Genomic DNA, 7421 nt, shown 5'->3' on the forward strand with positions numbered 1-7421 from the left:
GGGAGTGTGGGTGTGCGGGTGCGCTTGCGCGTGTGAGTTGGTCGCCGTTATGGCGTGGGGGGTGGGGTGTTTTTTCTTGAACACCCGCTACCGCCCCGTTGCCGGGTACGGAAGCCCTTCTGGGGTTTGCTGGTTTCAGGGCGTTCTGGTGGGCTTATGAGGAATATGTCGTGGAACTTTTTGGGGGCGTGCCCGCTGGGCGGTAGCGTTCGGGCAGGAGGACCGGGCGTCGCCGGCCCGTACGACATCGCAAGGAGCCCCGCCCGTGGTGCAGGAGAAGACGGCCGCCCCGGTGCCGGAGGCGTCCGAGACGGACGACCCGTCAGGTGAGGCGGTCTCGCCTCTCCCCTCCCGTCTGGAACTGCCCGCCCGCGTCGCGGGCGTGGTGGCCGGTGGCCTGCTGATCTTCCTCGCCTTCCCGCCGCTCGGGCTCTGGTTCCTCGCTCCGCTCGGCATGGCCTTGGCGCTCCTGGCGGTGCACGGCACCCGCCCGCGCCGTGGCGCCTGGCTGGGCCTGCTGGCCGGGCTCGCCCTGCTGCTGCCCGGCCTGCGCTGGGTGAGCCCGATCGGTATCGACGCCTGGCTGGGGCTGGTCGCCATGGAGAGCGTCTTCTACGCCGCCTGGGGTGCGGGCGTCGCCCTGGTGGCCAGGCTGCGCCTGTGGCCACTGTGGAGCGCCGCGCTCTGGGTGGCGGCCGAGTGGGCCAGGGGTGAGTTCCCCTTCGGCGGGTTCCCCTGGGCGCGGGTGGCCTTCAGCCAGGGTGAGTCGATCTTCACTCCGTACGCGGCACTCGGCGGAGCGCCGCTGGTGAGCTTCGCGGTGGCCCTGTGCGGTGGCCTGCTCGCGCTGACGGTGTCACGGTCCTTCACGGCTCCGCGCACGTCTCCGGCCCAGGGAGGGGCCAGGGGCCCGCGCTGGGGGCGGGCCGTCGCGTGGCCGCTCGCCGGGGCACTGGCCGTGCCGGCCGGGGCGCTGGCCGCCCCCAGGTACGGCGACGAGGGCGAGAACGTGACCGTCGGTGTCATCCAGGGCAACGTCCCCGGCCGGGGCATGCACCCGCTGGGCGACGAGCCGGCCGTGGTCCTCGGCAACCACACCAGGATGCTGCACCAGATGGCGCGGGACATCAGGGAGGGCAGGACACCCCGCCCCGACCTGGTCGTGCTGCCGGAGAACTCCACGGACATCGATCCGCTGCGCAGCGAGTTCGCCAGGAGCGAGATCGACGCGGCGGTCAAGGACATCGGGGTGCCCGTCCTGGTCGGCGCGGTGGTCGGGATCGGGGAGAAGAACCGGGCGACCCGCAGTCTGGTCTGGGACCCGGTGACCGGGCCCGGCGCCCACTACGACAAGCAGCAGCTGGTCCCCTTCGGGGAGTACACCCCGCTCAAGGAGCTCGTGCTGGCCCTGTTCGAACGAGCCTCCCTGGTCGGCAAGCAGTCGGTGGCGGGCACCCGCGACGGCGACCTCAGGATGGGGCCGGTGACCATCGGCGCGATCAACTGCTACGAGGTGGCCTTCGACGGCATCGTGGGCGACACCGCCAGGACGGGCGCCTCGCCGCTGGTGGTGCAGACCAACAACGCCACCTATGCGCTGACCAACCTGCCGCCGCAGCAACTCGCCATGTCCCAGTTGCGGGCCGTGGAGCACAATCGGGCGGTGATCACTTCCGCAATTACGGGTATATCGGCATATGTGACTCCGAGCGGTTCGATCGCCTGGCGCACCGGGGAACTGGTGCCCGCCATGAACGTCCTGACAGTCCCCGTCAGGACCGCGCAGACCATCGCCACGCGCGTGGGCGCGCTGCCCGAATGGGCCTTGATACTTGTGGGTGCGGGCGCGGTGGCCGTCGCCTGGCGGCGCCGGACGCGCGGCGTGGGGCACTCCGTGATCCGAAAAGACGATCAGCAGGTGGGAGACGCGTGATGGAGCGGATGCTTGGTCGGGTGCTCGTCATCGTCCCGACGTACAACGAGCGGGAGAACCTGCCGATGATCACCCGGCGGCTGCGCGAGGCCGTGCCCGAGGCGCACCTCCTGGTCGTCGACGACGACAGTCCCGACGGCACGGGGGCGGTCGCCGACAAGCTGGTGGCCGACGACGACCACGTCCACGTGCTGCACCGGCCGGGAGGCAAGCAGGGACTGGGCGCGGCCTACATCGCGGGTTTCCGCTGGGGCCTGGGGGAGGGCTTCGGCGTCCTCGTGGAGATGGACGCCGACGGCTCCCACCGGCCAGAGGAACTGCCCAAGCTGCTGGACAGGCTGACCCGCGGGGCCGACCTGGCGATCGGCTCCCGGTGGGTGCCCGGCGGCAAGGTCGTCAACTGGCCGGCCTCGCGGGAGTTCCTGTCGCGCGGCGCCAACGTCTACACCCGGTTCATGCTCGGCCTTCCGGTCCGCGACGCCACCGCGGGGTTCCGCGCCTACCGGGCCGCCACCCTGGAGAAGATCGGCCTGGACGACGTCGAGTCGCAGGGCTACTGCTTCCAGGTGGACCTGACCCTGCGCACGGTCCGCAACGGGCTGCGCGTCACCGAGGTGCCGATCACCTTCGTGGACCGCACCATCGGGACCAGCAAGATGGGGCGCGGCGTGGTGGTCGAAGCCTTCTGGCGGGTCGCCGCCTGGGGTGTCATGGGCCTGCCCGCGCGTCTGCGCCGCCGCCGCGGTCGCTGATCCTCGGGGTACGGCGAGGGTGCGGTCCCAAGGCTCCGCCGAAGACGCGTCCACGCTGAGCGAACGCGGAACGCACGACCGCTCCGCAGCGTTGTCATGTCATACGGCTGTCGCATGAGTTGAGGCAAAGATGCGCTTTCTGCTGGTCCTGACCTTCCTGGTAGTGCCGGTCCTTGAGGTGTTGGTGCTCATCCAGGTCGGTCAGGTCATCGGTGGCTGGACGACGCTGGCCCTCCTGCTCGCCGGGGGCCTGCTCGGTTCCTGGATCGTGCGCCGCGAGGGCCGCCGGGCCTGGCGCAACCTCCAGAGCGCGCTGCAGAGCGGGCGGATGCCGGACCGCGAGCTCGCCGGCGGCGGCCTGACCCTCGTGGGCGGCACGTTGCTGCTCATCCCCGGCTTCCTCTCCGACGTGCTGGGCGTCCTGTGCCTGCTGCCCTTCACCCGGCCGGTGGTCCGCAGGCTCGGCGCCTGGTTCTTCGCCCGCCGGGTCCGCACCATCATGGCCAGGAACGCGGCGGGCGCCGGACTCGGTTCGCCGTTCGGCGACGGCTCGCCCTTCGACGTGCTGCGCGACGCCGGGAGGCCGCCCGGCTCGGGTCCGATCCTGCACGGGGAGGTCATCCGTGACGAGTCGGCCGCCTCCGAAGGGGCGGCCGGTCCCCGGAGCCTCACCGATCGCTGAGCGCGGCCAGGCGGCGCAGGGAGAGCCGGAACAGCGCGGCGTTCAGCGGCCTGACCGCCAGCCAGCCGAGTCGTCCGGCCGCGCCGAACGGCAGGTCGAGATCCTCTTCCCAGACGATCGTGCTGCCGCCGCCCTCGCGGGGCAGCACGCGGAAGACCCCGGTGCCGCGCACCGGCCGCCCCGTGTGCCGGACCCCCACGCTCCTGGGCGGGTCCCACTCGGTGATCTCCATGGTGTCGAGGAACCCGAGGGGCCCCACACCGGTGAAGGCCGCCAGCCTGCTCCCGGTGCTACGGCCGTTCCCGGCGGTGACCCGTGCCCGGGTCAGGACCATCCACTCGTCGTGCCTCGACCAATCGGTCAGCACGGAGAAGACCTGCTCGGGCCGGGCGTGTGCGTCCACCGAGACGCTGATATGGGAACGGGTCACCTCCGGTTCCTTCCCGTCGCCCGGCGGTCGACCCCCTGGGGCGCACCGCGAACATTGGCAAAAAATCCTGTTTTCCCTACCTCTTAAATAGAGCTCAAGTCGTGAGAATGTGATGACCTGGCGGGCGACGCCGGTCCGGGCCGGCGCCATGCGGAAGTTCCGGACGCTCTGTGACCGCGGGAACGGAGAGGAGGTGGGGCTGTCATGACCGCGTTCGCGAAGGGAGCCGGCCTGGTCACGGTCAGGCCCGTTCCCTGGGACGACGGCGCGGCTGTGGCGCTGCGCCAGGCCATGGCCGAGGAGATGGGCGCCCGCTACGCCGACCTGCTCGCCGCCACCCCCGGCCTGCTGCTCCGGGGCATGGACGTCGAGCCCGAGACCGTCGCCTACAGCGGGGTCGCGTACTCGGCGGAGGGGCTTCCCGTCGGGCACGTGGCGCTGCGCAGGCTCGGCGGAGAACTGGAGCTCAAGCGGATGTTCGTGGCCCCCTCGCATCGGGGCGCCCGCGTGGCGCGAGCCCTGCTGGCCGCGGCGGAGGACGCGGCTCGCGCGCTGGGCGCGTCCCGGATCATCCTGCAGACCGGTGACCGCCAGCCGGACGCGATGAGGCTGTACCGGAGGGAGGGATACACCCCTGTCCCGATCTTTCCTCCGTACGAGCGGCTCGCGGGTTCCCACTGCTTCGAGAAACTCCTGTCGTGACCCATGGTCAGAGCCAGGGCTCCCGGCGAACACGAGCCGGCACGCCTTCGCCGGCCCGGCCGATGGGTTCGGCCGGACCGGCTAGGTGCCCGTGGGTACCTGGATGATCAGCTAGGACGCCACGCGCTCCGGGCTGTCGACGTAGATCTCACCGAAGTCGATCGCCGGGGCGAACCCGGCGAAGTTCCGCTGGACTTCGGCCTTCTCCGCCGCGTTCGGGTAGGGGTTGGTGCAGTTCGTGCCCGCGCTCGCGCCGGACATCAGGTCCGTGCACCGGCCGGTGCGCCGGTCGGGCAGGCCCAGGATGTGGCCGATCTCGTGGGTGGCGATACGCAGCGGATTGTGGCCCTCGGCGGTCGCCTGCCGTCCCATCCACACGGTTCCGCGGCCCAGGCTGGTGGGCTGCGCGCGAGGCCAGCCGTTGTCGGCGAGCACCACGAAGTCCGCGGGGCTGCCGGCCACCAGTCGCACGTTCGAGACGCTGGAGTTCCAAATCTGTGCCGCCTGATCCACGGCGGACCGGAACTCCGCGGCTCTGCTCGCGTCGTACCTGAGCACGCGTACGGCCGCCGTACGAGTGTCAGCCGCGTGGACGAGCGTGGCCTGGACGGGGATGGCCACCAGGCAGGCCAGTCCCAGGATGAGGGCGACACCGAAGCGAGTGATTCTAGACATTTCTAGCGGGCCTCCTCGGCCATCGGGGGGTTGCTCGCGGGGAGCAGCTGGTGAGGAGGCGAGGTCAGCCGGTGACGAGCGTCAGCCCGTACACCGAGAGGATCTCGTTGACCGGCTGGTGGTAGGTGGTGCCGCCGACGGTGCAGTTGCCCGAACCGCCGGAGGTGACGCCCTGGGCCTGGCTGCCGGAGATGTAGGAACCGCCGGAGTCGCCCGGCTGGGCGCACACGGTGGTGCGGGTCAGGCCGCTCACCGTGCCCTGCGAGTAGGTCACGCTGGTGTTGTGCTGGCTGATGACGCCGCAGCGCCAGCCGGTGGTCGAGCCGGAGCGGCAGATCGAGGCGCCGACCGAGGCCTGGGTGGAGCCGCGGACGATCACGTTCGCGCCGCCGGAACCGCGCACCCACGGCTGCACGGTGTGGCCGGGAGTGGCGACCCAGGCGTAGTCGTTGCCGGGGAACGACGAACCCTGGAAGGTGCCGGACGGGTTGGTGGTGGTGTTGCCGGCCCGGCCGCAGTGTCCCGCGGTCACGAAGCCGGGGGTGGTTCCCTTGCGGACGGAGAAGCCGATGCTGCATCGGCTGGAGCCGATGTAGTAGGCGAGGCCGCCGATGATGTTGGCGAAGGGCTGGGGCTTCTCGGCGGAGAGCGTCACCCGGACGGCGTTCTTGTCGACGCCCGCGGCGGAGACGAGGGCCTCGCCCGCGGCCTGGTCGCCGGTGAGGACGACGACGCTGTTGGTGGTGACGTCGACGTACCAGAGGGACGCGCCGGCCCTGGCCTCCGCGGAGGCCTGGTCGAGACCGTCCTTGACGGCGTTGAGTTCGGCCAGGGTCCGGCCGACGATCACGGGCTGTGCGCCCTTGGCCCTGATGGCGGCGGCGTCGGCGGCGTCGGTGGTGGCCACGGAGAGCTGGGAGGCGTCGCCGTTGAGCCAGGCACCGGCGTAGTCGGCGCCGAGCTCACCGCTCAGAGCGGACTCCGAGGCGGCCGCGCGCTGCTCGTTGGCCAGTCGCTGCACGGCCTGCTCGGCGGTGAGGCCGAGGTCGCGCTGGAGGGCCTCGAGCATCGCTGCCGGAGGCTGGGGGGCGAGGGGGGCGGGTGCTGCGGAGGCGGGCGCCACGGTGGCGGCCAGGTACAGGGCCACGGTGGTGGCTCCGGCCAGGAGGGTACCTCGACGTAACATGAACACTCCTTGTGAGGGGTGCTGTCAAGGTATTTGCGGGACGCCCGTTAAGGGATCTCCCAAAAAATCCCTATCGCGATGTTATGGAGTCCTGATCACCGATGGGGGGATCACCGGGGTCCCCCGGCTCGTCCGGCTGCGCAGGACTCTGGAAGACCGATCACCTTGCCCTCGGCGCACAGAGTGCGATCTCTGAAAGAGATCGGACGGAGCGGCGTCGAACGACCGGTCGCAGGAGGACGCGTCCCATGGCCGAAGAAGTCGTCGTCGACGATGGGAGCGGAGGGCCGGCGCCGTTGCCACGCCGTAGTGACGCGTCCCGGTGTCCGCACGCCGAGCACGACGAGCGCCGCTGCGTCCTGCCCTCCGGACACGATCTGGAGCACATCTACCCGCACCAGCAGGCCGTCGCCCTGTGCGGGGGTGACTGACAGGCCGTCCACGGATGCGGATCCCGTGGAAAGAAGCGGGTCGATCCCCTTCGCGGGGGTAGAGGTTCTTCTGAAGGCGTCGGATGAGCCGTTAGTGTTCGGCGTCCGGCGCGGGCCGGGGGTCTCGAGGAGTTGCCGTGGACGGATCCACGCCATCCACGCCGCAGGTGGGCTGCAACGACGTGGGGCCTCACCAGGGACGGGCGAGAATGCTCGCGGGACTTGTCGAGGCCAGCCATCTGAGCACGGTGGAGCGGCTGCCGTCCCTCGTCGAGGAGCACGCCGCGTATGTCGGTCTGTACGACGTGCTGATCTATCTGGCCGACCTGCAACAGGATGTGCTGCGCCCGCTGACCGGCCGGGGCGAGAGCGCCGAGCGGGAGCCGGCCGAACTGCGGATCGACGGAACGCTGGCGGGACGTGCCTTCCAGGAGGTGCGCGTGCTGCCCGGCGTCGGTGCCGCGGGCAAGGGGGGACGATGGTGGGTGCCGTTGCTGGACGGCACGGAACGCCTCGGGGTGCTGCGCGTCGGGGGGCGGGCGGGGGCCGGCGGGGGCCCGGCGGGGGGGGGCGGGGGGCGAAGCGGGGACGCCGGGCCCGGGGCGCACGGAGTGGCGCGGCCCGGCGCCC

8 protein-coding genes and 1 pseudogene are annotated in these 7421 nt (G+C 71.3%); 6 read left to right on the forward strand and 3 right to left on the reverse strand.

All coding sequences use genetic code 11. The features are described from left to right. Positions 1-265 precede the first annotated feature (265 nt). From lnt to AB0J58_RS43505, 3 genes are all read left to right on the forward strand, one after another. Positions 266-1933, forward strand: a complete 1668-nt coding sequence (lnt, locus tag AB0J58_RS43495) for an apolipoprotein N-acyltransferase (RefSeq protein ID WP_364227377.1) — start codon at positions 266-268, stop codon at positions 1931-1933. Then, the gene (locus AB0J58_RS43500) at positions 1933-2685 is read left to right on the forward strand and encodes a polyprenol monophosphomannose synthase (RefSeq protein ID WP_364227380.1); all 753 of its coding nucleotides are present in this window, start codon (positions 1933-1935) and stop codon (positions 2683-2685) included. The genes lnt and AB0J58_RS43500 overlap by 1 nt, the downstream gene beginning before the upstream one ends. Positions 2686-2815: 130 nt before the next feature. Further along, positions 2816-3367: an FxsA family protein gene (locus tag AB0J58_RS43505; RefSeq protein WP_364227383.1), complete on the forward strand. Its 552-nt coding sequence runs from the start codon at positions 2816-2818 to the stop codon at positions 3365-3367. On the opposite strand, the gene AB0J58_RS43510 is transcribed toward AB0J58_RS43505, so the two are convergent. Continuing rightward, positions 3354-3797: an SRPBCC family protein gene (locus AB0J58_RS43510; RefSeq protein ID WP_364227386.1), complete on the reverse strand. Its 444-nt coding sequence runs from the start codon at positions 3795-3797 to the stop codon at positions 3354-3356. The two genes, AB0J58_RS43505 and AB0J58_RS43510, sit on opposite strands and share 14 nt — an antisense overlap. Before the next feature lie 204 nt (positions 3798-4001). Here AB0J58_RS43510 and AB0J58_RS43515 point away from each other — a divergent pair, with 204 nt between their 5' ends. Beyond that, positions 4002-4499, forward strand: coding sequence for a GNAT family N-acetyltransferase (locus tag AB0J58_RS43515; protein WP_364227388.1), 498 nt, complete (start codon positions 4002-4004; stop codon positions 4497-4499). Positions 4500-4610: 111 nt separating this feature from the next. Here AB0J58_RS43515 and AB0J58_RS43520 read toward each other — a convergent pair whose 3' ends face one another. Continuing rightward, positions 4611-5174 (reverse strand): snapalysin family zinc-dependent metalloprotease, encoded by a 564-nt coding sequence (locus AB0J58_RS43520; protein WP_364227391.1) that lies wholly within the window; start codon positions 5172-5174, stop codon positions 4611-4613. 64 nt (positions 5175-5238) lie between these two features. Further along, positions 5239-6360 carry a S1 family peptidase gene (locus AB0J58_RS43525; RefSeq protein ID WP_343974122.1) on the reverse strand — a complete coding sequence of 374 codons (1122 nt, stop codon included), beginning with the start codon at positions 6358-6360 and terminating at the stop codon, positions 5239-5241. Between the two features lie 248 nt (positions 6361-6608). Between AB0J58_RS43525 and AB0J58_RS43530 the strand changes: the two genes are divergently transcribed. Together AB0J58_RS43530 and AB0J58_RS43535 are read left to right on the forward strand one after the other, a co-directional pair. Then, complete coding sequence (locus AB0J58_RS43530) at positions 6609-6791, forward strand: hypothetical protein (RefSeq protein ID WP_364227393.1); 183 nt, start codon at positions 6609-6611, stop codon at positions 6789-6791. Between the two features lie 137 nt (positions 6792-6928). Then, a pseudogene (locus AB0J58_RS43535) lies at positions 6929-7421 on the forward strand (hypothetical protein); the annotation flags it as partial.

This window comes from Streptosporangium sp. NPDC049644 (assembly GCF_040675205.1).
GTDB lineage: Bacteria > Actinomycetota > Actinomycetes > Streptosporangiales > Streptosporangiaceae > Streptosporangium > Streptosporangium fukuiense.